Origin of the sequence: Pseudomonas endophytica, from assembly GCF_001411475.1 — a bacterium.
GTDB lineage: Bacteria > Pseudomonadota > Gammaproteobacteria > Pseudomonadales > Pseudomonadaceae > Aquipseudomonas > Aquipseudomonas endophytica.
Genome location: NZ_LLWH01000198.1, coordinates 58,326 through 77,755, shown reverse-complemented (window position 1 = coordinate 77,755; position 19,430 = coordinate 58,326). Strand labels below are relative to the sequence as shown.

At 52.6% G+C, this 19,430-nt stretch carries 17 protein-coding genes; 5 read left to right on the top strand and 12 right to left on the bottom strand.

Features of this window, described 5'->3' with window-relative positions; translation table 11 throughout:
- Nucleotides 1-57: 57 nt before the first annotated feature.
- The 6 genes from AQS70_RS23875 to minC form a co-directional block, all read right to left on the bottom strand.
- Nucleotides 58-234, bottom strand: a complete 177-nt coding sequence (locus AQS70_RS23875; protein WP_164488193.1) for a hypothetical protein — start codon at nt 232-234, stop codon at nt 58-60.
- A gap of 381 nt (nt 235-615) precedes the next feature.
- A complete protein-coding gene (locus tag AQS70_RS17985; protein WP_055104106.1) occupies nt 616-1,905 on the bottom strand; it encodes a M18 family aminopeptidase in 1,290 nt (429 codons plus the stop codon).
- Nucleotides 1,906-2,050: 145 nt separating this feature from the next.
- Nucleotides 2,051-2,686 (bottom strand): RluA family pseudouridine synthase, encoded by a 636-nt coding sequence (locus tag AQS70_RS17980; protein ID WP_055104105.1) that lies wholly within the window; start codon nt 2,684-2,686, stop codon nt 2,051-2,053.
- 90 nt (nt 2,687-2,776) lie between these two features.
- Nucleotides 2,777-3,031: a cell division topological specificity factor MinE gene (gene minE / locus AQS70_RS17975; RefSeq protein ID WP_055104104.1), complete on the bottom strand. Its 255-nt coding sequence runs from the start codon at nt 3,029-3,031 to the stop codon at nt 2,777-2,779.
- A gap of 3 nt (nt 3,032-3,034) precedes the next feature.
- Complete coding sequence (gene minD, locus AQS70_RS17970; RefSeq protein WP_019828576.1) at nt 3,035-3,847, bottom strand: septum site-determining protein MinD; 813 nt, start codon at nt 3,845-3,847, stop codon at nt 3,035-3,037.
- Nucleotides 3,848-4,049: 202 nt separating this feature from the next.
- Complete coding sequence (gene minC, locus AQS70_RS17965) at nt 4,050-4,793, bottom strand: septum site-determining protein MinC (RefSeq protein WP_055104103.1); 744 nt, start codon at nt 4,791-4,793, stop codon at nt 4,050-4,052.
- Between the two features lie 119 nt (nt 4,794-4,912).
- Between minC and AQS70_RS17960 the strand changes: the two genes are divergently transcribed.
- Entirely contained in the window at nt 4,913-5,848 is a 936-nt protein-coding gene (locus AQS70_RS17960; protein WP_055104102.1) for a lipid A biosynthesis lauroyl acyltransferase, read from the top strand.
- A gap of 169 nt (nt 5,849-6,017) precedes the next feature.
- Here AQS70_RS17960 and AQS70_RS23415 read toward each other — a convergent pair whose 3' ends face one another.
- On the bottom strand, nt 6,018-6,191 hold the full coding sequence (locus AQS70_RS23415; RefSeq protein ID WP_420912359.1) for a DUF6124 family protein: 174 nt from the start codon (nt 6,189-6,191) through the stop codon (nt 6,018-6,020).
- Between the two features lie 310 nt (nt 6,192-6,501).
- On the opposite strand from AQS70_RS23415, the gene AQS70_RS17950 reads away from it, so the two are divergent.
- Nucleotides 6,502-7,140 carry a hypothetical protein gene (locus tag AQS70_RS17950; protein ID WP_156355202.1) on the top strand — a complete coding sequence of 213 codons (639 nt, stop codon included), beginning with the start codon at nt 6,502-6,504 and terminating at the stop codon, nt 7,138-7,140.
- 70 nt (nt 7,141-7,210) lie between these two features.
- Here AQS70_RS17950 and AQS70_RS17945 read toward each other — a convergent pair whose 3' ends face one another.
- Entirely contained in the window at nt 7,211-7,561 is a 351-nt protein-coding gene (locus tag AQS70_RS17945; protein WP_055104099.1) for a DUF6124 family protein, read from the bottom strand.
- 532 nt (nt 7,562-8,093) lie between these two features.
- On the opposite strand from AQS70_RS17945, the gene AQS70_RS17940 reads away from it, so the two are divergent.
- From AQS70_RS17940 to AQS70_RS17930, 3 genes are all read left to right on the top strand, one after another.
- Complete coding sequence (locus AQS70_RS17940) at nt 8,094-10,070, top strand: hypothetical protein (protein ID WP_055104098.1); 1,977 nt, start codon at nt 8,094-8,096, stop codon at nt 10,068-10,070.
- 169 nt (nt 10,071-10,239) lie between these two features.
- Nucleotides 10,240-12,453, top strand: coding sequence for an autotransporter outer membrane beta-barrel domain-containing protein (locus AQS70_RS17935; RefSeq protein ID WP_055104097.1), 2,214 nt, complete (start codon nt 10,240-10,242; stop codon nt 12,451-12,453).
- Between the two features lie 117 nt (nt 12,454-12,570).
- Complete coding sequence (locus tag AQS70_RS17930; RefSeq protein WP_055104096.1) at nt 12,571-14,061, top strand: hypothetical protein; 1,491 nt, start codon at nt 12,571-12,573, stop codon at nt 14,059-14,061.
- A 45-nt stretch (nt 14,062-14,106) separates the two neighbouring features.
- On the opposite strand, the gene AQS70_RS17925 is transcribed toward AQS70_RS17930, so the two are convergent.
- The 4 genes from AQS70_RS17925 to AQS70_RS17910 form a co-directional block, all read right to left on the bottom strand.
- Complete coding sequence (locus tag AQS70_RS17925; protein ID WP_055104095.1) at nt 14,107-15,198, bottom strand: fimbrial protein; 1,092 nt, start codon at nt 15,196-15,198, stop codon at nt 14,107-14,109.
- A gap of 57 nt (nt 15,199-15,255) precedes the next feature.
- On the bottom strand, nt 15,256-17,763 hold the full coding sequence (locus tag AQS70_RS17920; protein ID WP_055104094.1) for a fimbria/pilus outer membrane usher protein: 2,508 nt from the start codon (nt 17,761-17,763) through the stop codon (nt 15,256-15,258).
- 41 nt (nt 17,764-17,804) lie between these two features.
- Nucleotides 17,805-18,545, bottom strand: a complete 741-nt coding sequence (locus AQS70_RS17915) for a fimbrial biogenesis chaperone (protein WP_055104093.1) — start codon at nt 18,543-18,545, stop codon at nt 17,805-17,807.
- Between the two features lie 99 nt (nt 18,546-18,644).
- On the bottom strand, nt 18,645-19,193 hold the full coding sequence (locus tag AQS70_RS17910; protein WP_082428155.1) for a fimbrial protein: 549 nt from the start codon (nt 19,191-19,193) through the stop codon (nt 18,645-18,647).
- Nucleotides 19,194-19,430: the final 237 nt, after the last annotated feature.

Below are 19,430 nucleotides of genomic sequence, written 5' to 3'. Positions count from 1 at the left end.
TCATTTTTTGTCATACATAAAACAAGTGATCGCGGACACGGTGCAAAAAGCTGACGTTTATTGATTCAGTTTGGCGAGAATTTTAAAAATGATCGTGCCGAAAATCAGCAGCATCCCGAACCAAATGGATAAGACGCCCGGTTTACTGTCGCGAAAGGTGAAGCCAATGGTCAGCAGCAACATGCCGCACACAATGGGAATCAACATGGAATTGAAGTCAGATATTTCGGGCATGTTCTGAACCTTAAGGAATTAATGCCCTAAGTTTAGGTCTCTTTGCGCAGAAATGGGGTGATGTGTATCAAAAATGAGCCCGGCATGGCGAGACCAACCTACAAAAGATCGCAGCCGTCGTACCTCGGCAGCTCCTACGGGATATTAGCGTTTACGGTAGTTGGGTGGCGACCGCCTGTAGGAGCTGCCGCAGGCTGCGATCTTTTAAGAGATCGCAGCCGTCGTACCTCGGCAGCTCCTACGGGATATCAGCGTTTACGGCATTTGGGTGGCGACCGCCTGTAGGAGCTGCCGCAGGCTGCGATCTTTTAAGAGATCGCAGCCGTCGTTCCTCGGCAGCTCCTACGGGATATTAGCGTTTACGACATTTGGGTGGTTTGCCTACGGCAGTTGCTGGCTGGCGTAGAACGCGCTCAGTACTTTCACCAGATGCGCCAAGTCGTGGCTACCCGCCAACTCGCGTATGGAGTGCATGGCAAAGGTCGGCAGGCCGATGTCTACCGTACGAACGCCCAAGTGGCTGGCGGTAATCGGGCCAATGGTCGAGCCGCAGCCCATATCACTGCGTACCACAAAGCTTTGCACCGGCACTTCAACCGCCATGCACAAATGGCGGAAGAAGCCCGCGGTTTCGCTGTTGGTGGCGTAACGCTGATTGCTGTTGACCTTGATCACCGGCCCAGCATTGAGTTTAGGGCCGTGGTTGGCGTCGTGCTTATCGGCGTAGTTGGGGTGCACGCCGTGTGCGTTGTCGGCCGACACCAATAGCGACTTTTGGATCGTACGTACGAACTCGTCGCCTTCGGGCAACAGGCGCTGAAGGATTTGCTCCAGCATCGGGCCATCGGCGCCGCAGGCCGAGCACGAGCCCACTTCTTCGTGGTCATTGGCCACGAACAAGCAGGTTTCGTCGGTGTCAGTGTTGAGCAACGCTTGCAGGCCGGCGTAGCACGACAGCAGGTTGTCGAGGCGCGCCCCGGCAATGAAGTCACCGTTCAGGCCAATCACCGCCGCACTTTGGGTGTCGTAGAAGCTCAACTCATAGTCGAGCACCACGTCGGCGTTCAGACCGTGTTCGCGGGCCAGTTGATCGGTGAGAAGGGCGCGAAAATCCACGCGCTCATCGCCCGCGACCTGAGCCAGAATCGGTGGCAGCTCGGTTTGCGGGTTAATTGCCCAGCCTTCGTTAGCGGTGCGATTGAGGTGGATAGCCAGATTCGGGATGGTCGCGATGGGCGCCCGGAAGTCGATCAGTTGGCTCTCGACCTTGCCATCACGGCGAAAGGTCACACGCCCTGCGAGCGACAGATCGCGATCAAACCAGGGAGCCAACAAAGCGCCGCCATACACTTCCACGCCCAATTGCCAAAAGCCTTGGCGTTGCAGTTCAGGCTGAGGCTTGACCCGCAGGCAGGGGCTGTCTGTATGTGCGCCGACCATGCGAATACCGCCTTGCAGAGGCGAATGACGGCCCAGCTTAACGGCAACAATAGAGGAGTCATTGCGGGTGACGTAGTAGCGACCGTTGGCTTCGGTGTACCACGTATCGCGCTCATCGAGGCGTTGGTAACCGGCCGCTTCCAGGCGCTGAACAAGGCTGGCGGTGGCATGAAACGGGGTAGGGGAGGCCTTGAGAAAGTCGATCAGGCCTTGGTTCAACTCTTCGCGCATAAGTTACTCCAGACAGCAAGGCCGCGAGTTTAGCGCATTGGTTACAAAAATTGGTCAGTCAAAACCTACACCCCTCAAGGAGCTGCCGCAGGCTGCGATCTTTTAAATGATCGCGAGACGAGCTCGCTCCTACAGGGAGGTTTAGTTAAAACGGGGCCGGGCACTCAAAACGCAGGCGCTCACCGGTTTGCGGGTGGGTGAAGCTCAACATGCTGGCGTGCAGGCATAGGCGTGGGTAGGCTGCCAGCGCCTGTTCATGGGCGTATAGGCCGTCACCCAACAGCGGGTGGCCGATGGACAGCATGTGCACTCGCAGTTGGTGCGAACGCCCGGTAATCGGCGTCAGTTCGACTCGGCAGTAATCACCGCAGCGCTCTAGCACTTTCCAGTAGGTCAGTGCGTTTTTGCCAAACTCGTGATCGACCACATGCCGGGGCTTGGTCGGTGGGTCGTAGCGCAAGGGTAAGTCGATGCTGCCACTGTCTAGCGCAGGTTGGCCCCAAGCCAATGCTGTGTAGGCTTTTTCGGTTTCGCGGTCATGGAACTGGCGTGACAACTCGCGGTGTGTATCCGCATCCCGCGCCAGCAGAATGATCCCGGACGTTTCCCAGTCTAGCCGGTGAACAATGCGCGCCTCGGGGTAGCCGTTTTCTTGCAGGCGGGTAATCAGACAGTCTTTATTGTCTTCGGCGCGGCCCGGCACAGACAGCAGCAAGGTCGGTTTATTGACAACCAGAACGCCCGCGTCCTGATGGATGATGTGAATGTTCGACAACGGCATTAAAACAGCCTCTTAACAAACGCCAACGGCGACTTGGAGACTCCTCTGTGCAGAGAAACCTCCAAGCCGCCGTGGTAGTAGCCGGAACGATTAACGGTCTGGCAATGTGATGTTGAGTTCCAGAATCGAGCAGCTACCCTCGTTTTCAAGGGCGATCTGCACTTGATCGTCGCCAATGTTCACGTATTTACGGATTACCTCAACCAGCTCTTTTTGCAGGGCTGGCAGGTAGTCCGGGGTGCTGCGTTGGCCGCGTTCGTGCGCCACGATGATCTGTAGACGCTCTTTCGCGACCGACGCGGTAGTGGGCGTTTTGCGGGTACGAAAGAAGTCAAAAATGCTCATTGTTTAGTTGCCTCCAAACAGGCGCTCGAAGAATCCCTTCTTCTGTACATCGAGGAACCGATGCTCCACAGTTTTGCCCAGCAAGCGATCAACCGCATCGCTATACGCCTGACCCGCGTCACTTTGGTCATCGAGGATCACCGGCACGCCTTGGTTAGAGGCCTTGAGCACTGCTTGGGATTCTGGGATCACACCCAGCAGCGCAACGGCCAAGATTTCTTTAACGTCTTCAACGCCCAACATTTCACCCTTGCTGACGCGATCCGGGTTGTAACGGGTCAGCAGCAAGTGTTCTTTGATCGGGTCTTGGTTCAGCTCGGCGCGGCGCGACTTGCTGGCCAACAGGCCCAGCATACGGTCCGAGTCACGCACTGAGGACACTTCCGGGTTGGTCACGACAATCGCCTCATCGGCGAAGTACATGGCCAAGTGAGCGCCTGTCTCGATGCCTGCCGGGGAGTCGCACACCACGTACTCGAAAGTTTCTTTGAGTTCCATCAGAACTTTTTCGACGCCTTCTTTAGTGAGCGCGTCTTTGTCACGGGTCTGGCTGGCCGCCAGCACGTACAGGTTTTCTAGGCGTTTATCTTTGATCAGCGCCTGTTGCAGATTGGCTTCGCCATTAACCACGTTCACGAAGTCATACACCACGCGACGCTCGCAGCCCATGATCAGATCGAGATTACGCAAGCCAACGTCGAAGTCGACGATAACGGTTTTGTGGCCGCGCAGTGCAAGGCCGGTACCGATAGCGGCGCTGGTGGTGGTCTTACCCACACCACCCTTGCCGGATGTAACCACTAAAATCTTGGCCAAGGTGCTTCACCCCTAAGGAAAAAGGACTTTTTAGTCCCTGAATAACATCTCTAAATAAACGACAGCAGGTGAACAGTCTTGGTAGGCATCCTCCAGGCCAAGCTTACAAAGCGTAAACGCTGGCTGATTGTTAATCTCCTACCAAGGTTAGTCTGTTTTCTCTACGCAGTTGAGATGGTTGGAAAAATGGCGAGAGTATCCGTTAAAGACGGGTGATGTTCAACATGTCACTTGACAGACTGATTTGAACCCCAGCGCCCCATAAAGGATCGCGCCGCAGGTCTTCAGACACTTTGTACACGCCCGCAATGGACACCAGTTCGGCGCTCAGTTGCTGGCAAAAAATTCGTGCTCGGGTATTCCCCTTATGCCCAGCCAGTGCTCGACCTCGCATTGGGCCGTAAACATGGATGTTGCCATCGGCCATAAGTTCCGCACCGGGGCTTACTGAAGCGATGACAACCAAGTCACAACCCTCGGCATACACCGTTTGGCCACCACGCACCGGGCTGGTGATAATACGGGTTGGTTTGATTGTTGGCTCGGCTGGCTTCTCGGGCTTTTTCGGTTCTACCACCACTTCTACAGGCGGTTCAATCGGCCGCTCGCGCGCACCTGACGGCGGCAATACGGGCAGGTCGATGGCGATGGCTGCGGCAATGTCTTCGATACGGTTGGCGCGAATGGCCAAGGTGCGCAGGCCGTGTTGGCGACACACGCGCATCAGGCCCGGCAAGTCGATAGCCCCGCTACCGGCCGGCAGCTTGTCCAGCGCCAGCACCAAGGGGGTGTTGCTAAAAAAATTGGGCGCCAATGCGACTTTGGCGGCGAGTTGGCGATCAAGGGCTTGAAGGTTGTTATGGGCCAGTTCCAGCACCGTGATGGCGAGCATACTGCCCTTAAGCTGAAACACTGGGGCTTGGTCTTGCGATTCGGTTTGGGTCATGGTCGGTTAACGCGGCTTGTCACTTAAAGTGCAGAGACTTATAACGAGATCGCCCGCGAGCCGCAAGCCGGGTCTAACGATGTAGAATGCCCGGCCCTTGTGTCTGTCCGGAATCATTAATGGATCGCCCGCATTTTCGTGCTGCTTTTTTTCATCCGCGCTTTTGGCTGCTGTGGCTAGGGCTAGGCGTGCTGTGGCTGGTGGTTCAACTGCCTTATAAAGTGCAGCTAGGGGTTGGCCGTTTACTGGGTGCCTTGATGTACCGGGTGGCGGGTGAGCGGCGACGGATTGCAGCGCGCAACCTTGAACTGTGCTTCCCTGAAAAAACCGCCACTGAGCGCAAACGGCTGCTCAAAGAAAACTTCGCCTCAACCGGTATCGCATTTTTTGAAATGGCCATGAGCTGGTGGTGGTCCAAACCGCGGCTGGCCAAACTGGCCCATGTCGAAGGCTTAGAGCATCTACAGCAAGCGCAGCGCGAAGGCCAAGGCGTGATCCTGATGGCGTTTCACTTCACCACGCTGGAAATCGGCGCCGCTTTGCTCGGTCAGCAGCACACCATTGATGGTATGTACCGCGAACACAAAAACCCGTTGTTCGACTTTATTCAGCGCCGTGGCCGTGAGCGGCACAACCTTGATTCGTTGGCGGTAGAGCGCGATGACGTGCGCGGCATGCTCAAGCTGCTGCGCGCCGGGAGGGCGATCTGGTACGCGCCCGACCAGGACTACGGCGCCAAGCAAAGTATTTTTGTGCCCTTGTTCGGTATCCAAGCGGCCACCGTCACGGCCACGAGCAAGTTCGCCAAGCTGGGCAAAGCGCGGGTTGTGCCCTTTACTCAACAACGACTGGCCGATGGCAGTGGTTATAAGTTGGTGATTCATCCGCCTTTGACGGACTTCCCCGGCGCAAGCGATGAGGCCGACTGCCTGCGTATCAACCAATGGGTCGAGCGGGCGATAGGTGAATGCCCCGAGCAATACCTGTGGGCGCATCGGCGCTTCAAAACCCGGCCGCCGGGTGAGCCAAAGCTCTACCCAAAACGCCGCCCGTAACGCTTTCCCTGCTAACGAATGACCGCGTAGGAGCTGCCGCAGGCTGCGATCTTTTGATCTTTAACAGATCGCGAGCAAGTTGTTGTGGCTCCTACAGCTGATTTTGGGTCACGCGCCTGCTTGCACTCAAGCGCGTGCGGCGTCAGTGCGTTGTCAGGCCGTCTAGCGATTAGTCGACATAGGCTTTGTCCAACTCTACTAAATGCCCTATCGACAACACCAAGTCGCGCGCTGCGCCGGGCATGCCATTCCCCACCTCATTCGCCGAAGCGCCCGCACAGCGCAACAAGTCAGACGCCTGGGCCAAAGCCGCTTCTAAATTGACGCGAGGTGTACCTGTCAACTTTGACAGTTTCGCGTGGTTGCAAATAAGCGCTTACTGCTCCCGTTCAGAGCGAATGGAAGCGTTTAGCCACGTGGTAACCATCGCTCTGCTATTCCCGCAGCGCCGTTTTGGCAAAGACTAGGCGGCACGATGTGAACAAGGAGAGCGCAACATGAAGTGTGCAGATAAAAAAGGTCGAACGTTAACCGCTGAGAAGAGCGCTTCTGGTGGAGCTACGCCGCTAGACTTTCCAAGTCCGGACGTGTCGGATTTCGTCTTGCCGGGTGAGCCGGTGGGGCTTATTCCGAGGGCAAGACTTGAATCAGGTTTGATTGTAACAATCGAGAGCTTGGTCCCACCCCCAGTTGGAGAGGTTGACCAGATTCGACTCCAATATGCACGTAAGAACAGCGATGAGTGGACGACGCTCGATGAGCGGGTGGTTGTAGGGGAGCCGGAGGGCTGGAAGCCGCAGGACTTCACAATCCCCAGTACTTTTTTGGTGTCCGCTGAAAACGAAGGTGCTTTTGAATTGAGGTACGAACACTTGCACTGGGCAGGTAATGATTCCATATCACCAAGCGTTCGCATCCATATCGACAAAGTTCCACCCAATGGTGCATTTGCCCCTGAAAGAATGGTGTTCGATTTCTCATCGCCCATCACCGACGCTACGTTTGGTGAACATGATTATCTAGAAGCGCGAATTCCTCCTTGGGCGGGGGATCAAGTGGATGTTCAAGTGAAGTTTGCTTGGTTGAAAGCCGAACTGCCCGAAGGCCCGGGGGACGTTGTTCAGATAGGCCCGTTCCCCATTACCCCGTATGGCACGGTACGAATCCCGAAAGCGCAGGTGATAGCGGCTGGCAATGGTCGCTGCTGTGGTATCTACGTGCTGATCGACAAGGCGGGTAATATCAGTCGCTATTCCAAGTATCAACTGATGGACGTGGCGCTCAACCAGTAGCCAATAGGTCGAACATCCAACGGCTACAAATTCGGTAAACGCGCCTGCTTGCACTCAGGCGCGTGCGGCGTCAGTGCGTTGTCAGGTTATCTAGCGATTTGTCGACATAGGCTTTGGCCAGCTCTACTAAATGCCCGATCGACAATACCAAGTCGCGCGCTGCGCCGGGCATGCCATTCCCCACCTCATTCGCCGAAGCGCCCGCACAGCGCAACAAGTCAGACGCCTGGGCCAAAGCCGCTTCTAAATTGACACTGTCGGGGATCTCGTACGTGGCTGCCGCCACCGGGCGAGCTGGCTTAGGGCCGGGTAGGTAGTAGTCGAGGGCACGATCAGCGGCGGCACGGTCCAGCAACGAAGTTTCGTACTGCGCAGTATCTAGCACAGGTATGGCAGGCGGGTCAGGAACAATCTTTTTCATGGTCAACTCCAGATGCATGTAAAGGAGCTGCCACGTGTCGCTACTAAACGAATAGGTGGCAGCCGTACGCAGGTTAGTAGACCGGTGCATCTGGAACCCGGCGCGCCACGAGGGCGCCCTGCGCACGGCCACCATAAAGCTGCGGCCGAAAAAAAGCGCCTCGCTAAAGGTGGCGCTTATGCGCCAGATGGCATCTGGGCTACTAAACCCGATCGCTGAATGTGCAGCGATGGGCCGAGACTAGCCCTCGAAGTGAGCTGGCGCAAGCGCGCGGGATTTTCTCGGAAAATTCGTATGATTGAAAGGGATGTTTCGTACGAAATGACTGATTTGCGAGGTCTGAGGGGAGTGGGCTGTATGTATAAACACCTGTCAAGTCTGACAGTTTCGCGATTGTTTAAATAAGCGCTAAATGGGTTAAACCGCAGTACGTTGAGGCACATGCAGTGCTCGCCGGACAACGGTCTACTTTTTTAACTCAAGCGCCATGGAACATTCCTGGCCGCATGCAGTGAACACGGAGTGCGACAACATGGCGGGTTCAGATAAGAAAGATCAGGGGTTTAGTTCTAATAAGGGCGTATCGGTTGAGTTGGCGCCGGCTATTGTCCCAAAACCGGATGTTTCTGGCTTAATAGAAGCTGGTTTGCCGGAGGGGCTAATTCTTAGAGAAAAACTGGATGCAGATTTAACCATCACAATGGCTGTTGGGGTGGATAACGAACCACCAAGCGGCGAGACAGATTATTATCGGCTGCAATGGTCACGGGATGTAGGCAGTACGGAGTGGGCTCAGTTTGATGAAAAAACCTTGGCCGGGGGGGGGACGTGGGTGCCACTCACTTTCGTTATCCCTAGTGCATTTTTGCTGGCGACCGAGAACGAGGGTGATTTCTACCTGAGGTACGAACATACGAACTTTAACCTTGAGATCGCGTTGTCAGATCTTGTTCTCATTCATATTGATAAGGTGGGACCCAATGGTACTGACGCTCCCGAAAAGATGGGATTCAGTTTCACACCCCCGATCACTGATGCAACTTTTTCGACGAATGATTACCTTGAAGCAACAATTCCGGCTTGGGAGGATGAAGATACAGCGGATGTAACAGTCTTTTTTGGCTGGTTCAAAGGTGAACTTCCGCCCACTCCTGATCCAACAACGCTAATCGGTCCGGTACCTATTACCCCCGGTGGTACGGTGCAGATCCCCAAAGATAACATCTATGCAGCTGGTGATGGGCTGTGCTGTGGAGGTTACGTGTTGGTCGACAAAGCGGGTAACATCAGTTACCCGTCCGAGTACGAACTTATGTCGGTCGCGCTGGGTAATTTACCTACATCATTGATACCACTCACGGTGATAGACCCTACCAATGGCAGTGATCTGCTTCGTTCGGACATTATTGACGGGCACGTTATCGTTAACGTACCTCAGGTGACAAATGGCAAGGAAACCGACACTATTGTTGTTAAATGGAAGGATCATGAAGTAACACCTGGTATGCCGGTTGGTAGTAATCCGCCAAGCGGGTTCAATATTTTAGTTCCTTGGTCCATTCTTTGGGAGCAGTACACTGATACTGCGGTGGGCCCAGTAGATACCGTTGTTTCTTATTCCGTGAGACGTGGTGTAGAGCCTTTTAACGCTCCGGATACAACGGTCAAATGCAACTTTTCCGGTGCTGGCCCGACAAATCCTAATCCTGATCCAGTTAACCCTAATTTGGAACTTGTTAGGGTGATTGGTGAGTCTGGCGTTGAGAATAAATTAGTTGCATCAGATGAAAATAAAGATGTATTTGCCAAGATCAAATTGGTAGATCCCGTGGTAGCTGATGATACCTATCAAGTGATATGGAACGGTACGGCAATAGGTGCCCCCTATGTAATTACAACTGAAGTTGCAGGGGATGACATCGATATTAAGCTTGACTGGGACGACATTCGTCTTCAGGGTTCTGACGCCGCAATGCCGGTCTGGTATTTGCTCACAAATACTGCGCATTCAAACCCACAAGAACCTAAAGATCGTACCGATGTGGATGTGAGTTTTCTGGTGATTGAGTACATGGAGGCTGAAGCTCTGCATCTCGTTGCTCCGATTAACCGCTTGACCTGTAGTTCACTGCGTTGGAGTAGCGATGGTACTAAATTTGGTGTCGAATACAAAATTCCACCCAGCGCATTCTTGAATGCCGGTGATGAAGTTGTAGTCACTTGGACGGGCTATACAGACTTCAATAATCCGCAGAAGGTAGACAGTTCAGTAAAGACGGAAACATTTACGAATATTTCTGAGGAGCTGGCGACCAACGGAATTGTCTGGCTCGTTGAACCTTACGATGTTCATCTTTTACCAACATGGCTGTCCAGCGCCCAGATAGGCAAAGGCGAAGTGATATATAGCATCACCGGTAAAACCGGCCAATCCAAGCCTACTAATACCGCGATATCGTTAGCTCAGGGCGGAGGGACTTGCACCCTTCCCCCACCACCTAATCCTTGATCACTTATTTATTAGGATAGTACTCATAGAAGGTAGGGGGAGCAAAGCCCCTACTTTCACGGACTGCCTAATTTCTGTCTTTGGATTCGGAAAAGCCCTACAGACTCATCTCGTCTGCGGCCTGTAGCCTCTACGACTTTTCAGTCTTCACTATCAGAGAGTACTTTAAATGCCTAAAGCCAATCCCTTGAAGTTACATCCTTTATTTAAGGCATTAGCGTTGCTCAGCATTGCACCTTTGATGATGTTTACCCAAGTGGGGTATGCGACAGTTTATGTCGGCCCTGGTAATGTCAAAGATATCGATGGCAGTAATGCACTTGATAATTACGTGTTGAACGGACCATCAACGTTGAATGCCAATGGGGCAAACACTCGCGATATTCAGGTTAATAATGCCACCTTGAATCTTACGAACAGCAGCGTACAAGCGGTGGGCGCCAATGGCGTTGAGCTCTTTGGAGGTAGGGCGGATATCAACAGTAGCGCTATCAATAGTGATCGGTTCGGCTTGGCGCTAGGATCTGAGCCTACTGGGGCAAGCGGCTCTGCGACGGTTAGTGACAGCTCAATTAGCGGTGGTATGACTGGAGGAGTAGTCAGTGGAGCGAGTGAGTTAACGCTAGTGAGGTCGACTGTTACGGGTACTGGCGTCACCGCTCGCGGTCTGAGAATCGCTTCCGGCACAGTAACGGCCATTGGAAGTACCATTACCGGAAACGGGGACGGGATTCAAATCGGGGGTAATAGGAATAATTCGGACGCTACGCTGATCTTGGACGATACCAAGGTTGTGGGTCTCAACGGCTCTGCCATCGTGGTCGATACCTTGGCTCAAGGCCCCGTCAAGGCCAATATTGCAGTGCTCAATGGCTCCGAGTTGTCCGCCAGCAATGGTGTGTTGATGGACGTTCGCAATGGGGCGGAGGGTAACTTGCGTGTTGGGGGTAGTAACACCCAGCTAGCTGGCGACATCATCGCGGACGGTACGAGTGTCGCCAATGTGGTGCTGGAAGATTCTGCGACACTGACCGGGCATCTGGAAAATGTACAGAGTCTGGGCGTTAACAGTAATGCCCGCTGGGTGATGGAGGGCAACGGGAGTGTTCAGAATCTCTCACTCGATGGGGGCGGTGTGCAGTTCGGCAAACCGGGAGAGTTCTACACGCTAACGGTGGAAAACTTGTCTGGTGCCGGCGGCACTTTCTATATGTACAACGACTTCACCCAAGGCCTGGTTAATACCTTGACGGTGACCGGCACTGCGACCGGCAATCATTCGATCAAGCTTGACAGCATGGGCACAGAACCCGTGGCCGTGGGGTCGACGCCAGTGGTGCATATTGCTTCAGGCAATGCCTCTTTTGGTTTGGTGGGCGGTGGCGTCAGTCTGGGGGCTTTCGACTACGATTTGGTCCAGCACGCTGGTAATCAGCAAGACTGGTTTTTGGACACCAGTAGCAAGGTGATCAGCCCTGGCACGCGCTCGGTACTGGCCTTGTTTAATACCGCGCCTACGGTGTGGTACGGCGAACTGAGCACGTTGCGTAGCCGCATGGGTGAGCTGCGCACGAATGCGGACAAAACCGGTGGCTGGATACGTGCTTACGGCAACAAGTTCGATGTGAGTGCCAGTTCTGGTGTGGCTTATCAGCAAGTGCAACAAGGTCTGTCGTTTGGTGCAGATGCGCCTTTGCCGTTGGGTGACGGTCAGTGGTTAGTGGGTGTGCTGGGTGGTTACAGCAAATCTGACCTAGACTTGAGCCGGGGCACTAGCGGCACCGTCAATAGTTATTACGTGGGTGCTTACACCACTTGGCTGGACGAGCAGAGCGGTTATTACTTTGACGGTGTGCTCAAGCTCAACCGCTTTCAGAACGCGTCGGACGTTGAACTGACCGGTGGTGATAAGACCAAGGGTCAATACAACAACTATGGTACGGGGGCCTCTCTGGAGTTCGGTCGCCATATCAAGTTGGCCGACGATTACTTCGTTGAACCCTATGCACAAGTGTCCGGTGTTGTAATTCAAGGCAAAGACTACGACCTAGACAATGGTTTGGCCGCTGATGGCAGCCGCACGCATTCGTTACTGGCCAAGGCTGGTGCTACGGTGGGGCGAAACTTCAACTTCGGCGAAGGTAAAACACTACAGCCTTACCTGCGTGCTGCGTATGTACATGAGTTTGCTAATAACAACAAAGTTGAAGTTAACGATTACACCTTCAATAACGACCTCTCGGGATCTCGTGGGGAGTTGGGGGCTGGCGTGGCCATGACGGTGACCGATAAGGTCTCGCTGCACGCCGATTTCGATTACAGCAATGGTGACAAGATCGAACAGCCATGGGGCGCCAACGTAGGCCTGCGCTACCTCTGGTAGTACTGGGCGCCAAGGCCAAAATGCCGGAGTAGGCTCCGGCATTTTGTTGTAAGTACTTAGGGAATAAGGGGACTCTATGCCCACAACGGGCATGCTTTGTTTACGGAGAATATAAAAATGTCATCTGCAAAACTAAACCAATTGCCTCTTACAATGGAAGCGCCCTGGACTCATCCTGAGCCTTTAACGGATATACCGGATGGTGAGACTAACTTATTACATTGTTCTGCGTGGAGTGATGTAAACAACCCTTTGAGGGTTGTGTTCAAAGCATGGTATGAGTTTCCGCATGATTCGGGCACCGAGCGGGTTGATATATTTTTGGATGATGACGAAGATAATATTATCGAATCCAGAACGTGGTCCTTGCCTATAGCGGTGGATGATTACTTTATCGAGATTGGCGCGAACAAACTGCTCGATGGTGAACATAAACTTAGTTATATCATGACTAACTTCAATGGCTTACCAGCGCGATCCTACCCATACACCCTCACCATTGATAAAACCCAACCCCAATTAGCAACCGACAGCACCTTGATTTTCCCCCCCGAAGTCAGCCCCCCCAACAGCCTCACCGCTACCTACTTGGCAGATCAAGTAAATAACGATCAAGTGTTAGCCACCATCCCTGACTACACCGAAAAGAAGGTGGGGGATGTGATTACTTGGTACTGGGCCTCATCAGATACTGATGTTGAAGTGGTGGATACACTTACCTTGAAGATAGACGATATTACTGGGGGGTTACCGCAGTTAGCGTTCTCAGGGAGTATGATTCGAAATAGTGGTGACGGTAAACGCTATGCTTATTATCAAATCGAGGACCGCGCCGGTAACGTGAGCCTAGATTCAGAGCATATTGAGCTGCAAGTGCAGGCAACACTCACCCCTCGCAATCTTCCTGCACCCAAAATAAAAGAAGCAAGCGGCACGGGTAATACAGTTATTTTGGATCCGATGAATGCCAGGCAAGGCGTTACATTTGTAATACCTGAAACGCAAGATATACACCCTGGTGAGAAAGTCAGGGTGTTATGGGGGCGTGAGGGTAAGCCCGGGTATTATGTGAGCGAGTGGGTTGAACTGCCACTTGATAGATTAATCAGCGTGTTGAAAGCGTACATGCCTCAAAACATGGGGTATTCTTTCACCGTGAAGTACCAGGTCCAGATAATGGATGGCAGTGCTAACCAAGGGATTGATTCTAAAACGTTAACAGTCAATATGAACATGGTTCAGAGTAGTGGCCTACCTTACGCGGTCTGTGCTTCAACCAGCGTAAGCATCGGTAATTTCCCGGTAGACGGGCTGGATGTCACACTTGAGCTTGAGTGGTTTTGGATATTGCCAGGGCAATACGTTCGCATTTGGGCTCACGGGGTTAGCGGTATACAGCCAGCGGCTGAGTTCGTGCTTGAAGCGGGCCTAGAGGCAACAGAGGCTAATATGGGGGACACCATCACGTGGAAAATAACGGCTGCGGATCTTGCACCCTTTAAAATACCGAGCGAGCTGACCGTGGTTACCGTATTCAGTTTTGATGATAAAGAAACCTGGATGAAAGAAGATCAGGATCGTAAGTATTTTCTAGATTTGGAAAAATAATCATGTTAGTCGTGTGCCTCCTCGTTTTTCTGAGGAGGCCTATATTTATTGATACGTGATGGTAAACCCAAGGGCGCCCTTGGCGTTTCCGGGTTCTAGGTCTTTGCTGGGGAGGGTTTGAATAAAACGTGCCTTGAAATTCATTACCACTTCCCCTGGCGTGATTTCAATAATGGGTATGACCTTCTGAAGCGCATAAGGTGTTATGCCATCGGTTTGTAATATTTGAATTCCAAAACCTTTTGCTGTTGAGTCGGGGCTGAGACTAAATATACCTTTTTGCGCATCGATGGGGACAGAGCCTTTAGCCCCTTCTAGGTAAATATGAGCAGTGGCTATGTTGGCGTTAGTAGGGTCTGCAATGCAATTATCAAGTTTGATTGAAAACGGGACAGGGGTTGTTCCGCTTTCAGGCCCACTAAAGTCCGCCATCACCCACTCTTTAAGATCGACCGGGTCTGCACTAACGGCTGTGGCCGAAACACTGCACTGGGCTTGGATGACTGTTCCGGAAACTCCGAAATCAAATGCCTTGCCGACATCAGATAGGGTGGATGAAGCCAATAGGCTTCCATCCAGAAGTTGTGGGCCTGCCGTGATCGCACCCGTTTTGATTAGTGTTACTTTGTGAACTAGCAGTGACAGCGTCATTTCTGCTGTCATGCGTTTATTGTGGGTTGCGGTGAACGGTACGATTGGAGGTCCATTGGGTTCAAATACGTTAGTACCTCCGCCGCTGAATGGACTCCCTAGCTCTATATAAGCGCCGACGCCACTGATATTAGTTTCTATGACTTTGCCATTCACGTCTTCGCCGTTCACAGGAGGCAGTATGACCGGCGAAATGTTTTTAACGGCATTAATATTAAAATCGAGGGTTCGATCGCCAGCGTTGGAGCACTTGAGCACTGCGCTGTTCTCATCGTAGCTGACGCCTGTTTTCTTAAACGTCCCAATTACGCTGCCTACTTGAGCATCTCGCGGTATATAAACACTGCCCATGTCGTAACGGTAAAGCTGCGGCCCTTGGGGAACTCCCAGTTGCCAATAACAGTGGCTAGCAGTGTCCGCAGACCATGCGGGCAGCCCGTGAGTGAAAAGCCAAAGACCTAGCAGCCATGAAAGTGAGTGTTTCATGCAGCCTCCAAGCATGTGAAGTAGTTACTAATCATGCAGGCATTGATGCAGGGAGAGTTATTGACATTGCAGGGTTTGCAGGTAGTACCCATTGCGGTGCTCCATTGTTGAGGTGTCCACTTGTAATTGGCAGCCTTGGCTAGCGTCATCGCCCCAACGTATTTGCAGCGTTTTCTTGCCTGTTGCGCCGCTCAGCATGACCTGGCCCCCTTGACCTACCATGCCGATTTCTTGACCAGTAGAGTCACTCACTCGTGCACCGAAGGGCAGTGGGGAACCGGCTGATGTGGAGCCGGTGATGACCATTCGCGTGATTTTTCGGGCATTGAAGGTTGCTTTAACCACCGCGCCACGCCGTGGAATCAGTTGGGTCGTACCGTTATCAATCTCGATTTCCGGCCCCAGATCATCTGTTTTCAACTGCACTTCATTGACCCGATAAGGCCGAAGGTAAGGAACCAAGGCGAATCCCCGTTGGTTGGTGAGTACTCCAGTGGAGTTGACGACGCCGATGTCAGGAATGCCGGGTACTTCGATTAACCCCATGGTTTCACCCAGGTAGGGGCCAAACTCAATACCCGAATCATGCAAGAGCACGGCTCCACTGGCATTGAGGCTGAGGTTGCGATAGTCGCGACCTTGGGTAAGGCCGGCTCCCACGCTGCCGAAGGCCGCTTGGTAACCGAGGGCGATCGCTGCGGATGTTTGCTGGGTATTTTCGTGGCTGACTGATGCGCGATAGCTGAGGCGATTATCAATGGCATTGCCGCCAAGGCTGGCGCGCTGACTCAAGCGATCACCATATTTTTGTGCGTCATAGGTCAATGACGTCGAGCGACCGAAATCAAGCGGCAGTGAAAGACTTAAGCCAATTTGGCGGTGCGTCTTCATGCCATTGCGTTCACTCAGTGCTTGAGAGGCATACAGGTTGTAGCTGATACCTTTATGTTGCGTATTGAGCTGCAATTGAAACTGACGCTGTTCGTAGTCGCTGAACCAATAATCCTGATGGGAAAAAGTCAGGCCTATAGAGCTGCTTTTGCCCACGTTTTGGTAAACCGACGCTTCCAATCGGCTGCGACGACTGCCGTAGAAGCCGTCCTGACGGCGTTGATGAAGTGCTTCGTCGAAGTCGCGATAGCCTTGGGTTGAGTACCGGTACCCGGCAAAGCGCAAGTTAGTGCGGGTTTGAAACGATTTTCCGTATTTGATGGCGTAGCTCATACCTTGGACGGCGTTTGATGTATGTGAGTCCACCTGCGCATTGGAGTGCGTCACATCGAGCGAAAAAGCCCCTACCGAACCGAAATCTCTGGCGAGTCCCAGAGTGCCTGCTCGATAAAATTCGCTGGCGAGCACGCCGCCGTAGAGTGTCGAATTCCAAAGAGTGCCCATCGCCAATGTGCCTTGCCAGAGCAGCGGTTCCTCAAGCTTGTAAGCAGAGTTGTACCTCGCAACAGTGGCGCTGTAGCGCCAAACGCCACGGCGTAGCAAGTTGCCGATGCTGGCGTAGGGCAGGGTTCTGCGTGAGACTTGGCCGTCTTCTTCAGTTAAGACCACCTCCAATTCACCACTGCCCCCGACCGTACTCAGGTCCTCTATTGCATACGCGCCAGGGCTGACATAAGTGGAGTAGATTGGGTAACCATTTTGAAGCACCTCCAATTTGGCGCGACTTTGTGCAACGCCTCGGATTACAGGCGCATAACCTTGTAAAACATCCGGCAGCATGCCTAGATCAGAGTTTATTGACAGCCCCATAATTGGCATGCTGCGAAAAACGTCGCCAGAAGTGAATGTTTCGCCAAGCGTCAGATTGGCATGTGTACCGGGGAGGTCGCGTTGTAGAAAGGTATAAGCCCTCAGCCATTCGCGTTGGCTGTCGTCGTTCTGACGCAGCGATTGGCTGCTGCGAAAGCGCCAAGCTCCAAGGTTCAAGCCGCTGATCAAGTTAATGTCTTGGCTTTCTCGGCTCCCTATGTAACGACTGTTGCCTTGTTGGGCTGAGACTTGATAGTTAAGAAATGCTGCGTTAATTCCTGTTTGCCACTGTTCGACAGGTACATAACCTATGACGTCGCGGCGCATCGCAATGTGAGGAATTGAAATCGAGAGGCGCATTGTGCTGTTGTCCATAGCGCTACTTGCACCGCTGATAAGGCTTGGCAGATCGATACAAGCTTGAGCATTGTGTTCGGCTCTAAATGTCTCGGATCTAACGCCCATTTCTTTTAAAAGCTCGGCACTTAGGCACGGTGAAAGGTTATCGTTTTGATCATTTAATTCGAACGTGATCTCTCGCTCAGCAAAATAGTTTTGATTGACTCTAAGGCTTACACGGTAGCGACCGGGAGGCAGTGCGTTTTGTCCTGATAAGGTTTTTAAAGCTAAGGCGCTGACATCATCGCTGTGCTCGCTGTTTTGGCGCATGAATCCGTATTGGAATTCAACAGATTGAGCCCTAGCGGGCCGAACTTCGATCACGGCGAAAAATGCGATACCGACAGCAAAAAGCTGAGCGACGCGCACACTTGAGGGCAGCGCTCGTTCAAGGGGGCGGATCATGGGTAAGTTCCTGGCAATGAAGGGCTTGTTGCGTAGGCTCTTTAGCGGGCTGTCTGAATAGGTCGAGTCATGGGTTTGGTGTAGGCGCCATAGTCATTGATGGCGGAAAACACGACCTGCATCCCAGGCATGGGGTTTATATCGGGAAGGTCAAAGGTCTGTTCGCCAAGGGGCGTCGCCATGGTTGGCTGTTTCAGTTCAACCGTCTTGCCGTTTACCAGCACCTCAAGGCGTACAAACGACACATGAAAAGGGGTTGGGTTGTTGACCTTTAATAGGGTCTTCCCATCCACTTTCAGTACAGACCATTGCAATTCCTGTAGGCGCGCTACAGAACTACCCTGAAGAGTATGTGGGCGATAAAAGATTTTGATCCGTGTACGTAGAGCAATATTCAGTACGTTAGTAGTAATGTTGTTGGTGTGCGGAATTTCTTGGATGTTGAAGTAGAACAGTGACTCTCGATCCGTCGGCAATGAATTTGGCAATCCGTTAATTTGCACCTGTTGATCTTTGCCAGGATCGAGTCGAAACAAAGGAGGCGAGGCTATAAAGGGAACAGCGGTAGTTGTATCGTCTGCCTCGGTATTCACCCAGGCTTGGGCTGCATAGATGTCTAGGCTTGGATTGCGCACGATAATAGAAACATTGCGTTTATCACTTGTGAACACGACTCTTGTGCCACTAAGGCTCAAGGCTGCTTGGCTAGTACCCGATTGGATGGCGAGCAGTAGCGTTACGCCGATGCTGACCGCGCGACGTATAGATATTAACTTAAGCATCAGAATTACCTTCGACCAGGACGCAGAGGCGCCCTGGTGCGCAGCGTTTACAGGATACTCAACCCTTGAAGTAGGGTTTGCATCCCGTGTTGAAGGGTGTTAGTTGATTTTCACCACGAAGCCAATATTCGCCGACGCTGTACCCGCGCTGACAGGAAGAGAGCTTGAGCGGTAAAACGCCTCAAACTCCATATCAGTTTCAGAGGTTGCGCTTAGGTCGAAGGGAGAGGACTCCACACCGTTCTTCACGATTTCGCCGAGCTTATTCTTGATGACGATCACAACGCCTTTGGCAGGGTCGCCGCTGTCCTTGATTGCATAATGATCACCTGTTAAATCCGCTAGACCACTGAACGTAACAGTCGCAGTGTTTGGGTTAGCGGGGTCTAATGCGCAACCCGCGTCTGGAGACAAGCGAAGGGAGAAGGTTTTACCGCCACGGTCTTGATTAACAGCCGTAAAGCGACTGGCTTCAACATCAACCATGTTGACAAGGTTTCCGATAGTTCCATCGCCCGGGTTAACGATCTCGATAGGGCAGGTGCTACTGGTAATCATGCCTTCGAAGTCGATATTGCCAGAAGTAGCAAAAGCGGAAGAGCCGAACAGGCCCAGCGTGAGTCCGAAGCACACGTGTAATCGTGAAATATTCATATGAGTAAAGGGTCTTCTTGAGTGGGTCCAAGGCGAACAACCCGAAACAAAGCCTGGACGAACATAGGAGTGCTCAATGAGCATGTCTCGGGAGGGGCGAGTCTAAGCAAGTGAGACGCTGGTATATATGAGAGAACTCTCATTTTTTAAGATTGCGAAGTATTAAGTAATAAATTTAATTGAATTCAAGTGTTTCCCACTGCACTTTGTTAGCGTGCAGTGGGTGTAGAG